1 protein-coding gene, 1 tRNA gene and 1 pseudogene are annotated in these 1,604 nt (G+C 68.8%); 2 read left to right on the top strand and 1 reads right to left on the bottom strand.

Annotated elements, in window-relative coordinates:
- Positions 1-153, bottom strand: a pseudogene (locus ACFRQN_RS40780) (ABC transporter ATP-binding protein); the annotation flags it as partial.
- Positions 154-441: 288 nt separating this feature from the next.
- Here ACFRQN_RS40780 and ACFRQN_RS40775 point away from each other — a divergent pair.
- A tRNA-Leu gene (locus ACFRQN_RS40775) sits at positions 442-523 on the top strand.
- A 139-nt stretch (positions 524-662) separates the two neighbouring features.
- Positions 663-1,547: a Bax inhibitor-1/YccA family protein gene (locus tag ACFRQN_RS40770; protein WP_074001301.1), complete on the top strand. Its 885-nt coding sequence runs from the start codon at positions 663-665 to the stop codon at positions 1,545-1,547.
- The last annotated feature ends 57 nt before the right edge of the window (positions 1,548-1,604 follow it).

Raw genomic sequence — 1,604 nt, 5'->3', positions numbered from 1 at the left:
CATGATGGCGGTGAACTCGCCCTGGGGGAACACGACGCTGACGTTGTCGAGGGCGACGACGCGGGTCTCCCCCTCCCCGTAGACCTTGTTCAGGCCGGTGGCTCGGGCGGCCGCCAGGCCGGTGCGGACGGCGGTTGCGGTCGACGTGGTCACGGGGACTCCTAGTGCTCGCGGACTTGTACCTCCATGCTCCGCGACGTGATCATGGTTCTGCGTCGCTCCGCCGGACGGTTGGTCCTACCACCGCTGGGCGTAGGGGCGGGCGACCCCCTCCTCCTGCGGTATGACGTGAACCCTGAGGCGGACGGGTGGCCGGAACGGATATCCTTCGTGGCCGAATCCCGGACAGTTCGTCAGATGGCAAGGAAACATGACAACTTCCGGGGCTGGGAACATGCGAAAGGGTGATCCGGGAGACTAGGCTCAGGGGGTCCCACAGACGCCCGGATGGTGGAACGCAGACACGGGCAGCTTAAAACTGCTTGGCCGCGAGGCCGTGCCGGTTCGAGTCCGGCTCCGGGCACCGATCACCCGGCGGGGGCGCGACGGCGTCCCCGCCGGTCGTTGTTCACCGGATCCTCCTCGCGGCGTATCCCGGAATTTTTGCCAAGCCATTACCCTTGTGCATGGGCGGTGCAGTGCCGCCACGGAGGGAATGAGCAATGAGAAGCAGCAACCCGGTCTTCTCGCGGGAGGGGTCCTTCACCCGCGACTCCGGCTACGCGGGGTTCGGTACCGCGCAGGCCGGGACCCAGCACGGCCAGAACCAGTACGGCCAGAACCCCTACGCGGGTACGCCCTACGCCCAGCAGCAGCCGCAGGGCCAGCCCATGACCGACGAGCAGCTCTACGAGCTGTACAACGGGCCCTCGGCGGGCCCGGCGGCCACCGGGCGGATGACGCTGGACGACGTGGTCGCCCGCACCGCCATGACGCTGCTGACGCTGGTCGTCGCCGGCGCGGTGGCCTGGTTCGCGCTGCCGTTCGAGAACTTCGGCTTCGCGATCGCCGCCAGCCTGGTGGCCATGGTCGTCGGCCTGGTGGTCTCGTTCAAGCGCAGCGTCAGCCCGCCGCTGATCCTGACCTACGCGGCCCTCCAGGGCTTCGCGATGGGCGCCGTCTCGCACGCCTTCAACACCATGCTGAACGGCATCGTGATCCAGGCGGTGCTGGGCACGGCGGCGGTCTTCGGGGCGATGCTGTTCGCCTACAAGAGCGGCCGGATCCGGGTCACCGCCCGGTACCAGCGGATCGGCATCGCGATCGCCCTGGGCTTCGTGCTGCTGATGATGGTCAACATGATCGCGATGGCCTTCGGCGCCGACATGGGCCTGCGCTCCGGCCCGCTGGGCATCGTGGTCGGTCTGGTCGGCATCGGCCTGGGCGCCTTCTTCCTGTCGCTGGACTTCGCGGCGATCGAGGAGGCCATCGCCCAGGGCGCCCCGCAGCGGGAGTCTTGGCGGGCCGCCTTCGGGCTGACCCTGTCGCTGGTCTGGATCTACATGGAGATGCTGCGGCTGATCGCGATCCTGCGCGGCGACGACTGACGGTCCCTTCCTTCGTGAACCACTGCCGCCGGGCCCCGGAGCGACTCGCTCCGGGGC

Source organism: Kitasatospora sp. NPDC056800, from assembly GCF_042789775.1.
GTDB lineage: Bacteria > Actinomycetota > Actinomycetes > Streptomycetales > Streptomycetaceae > Kitasatospora.
Note: the sequence above shows the minus strand (reverse complement) of the source record. Positions and strands in the feature narration are given on the sequence as shown.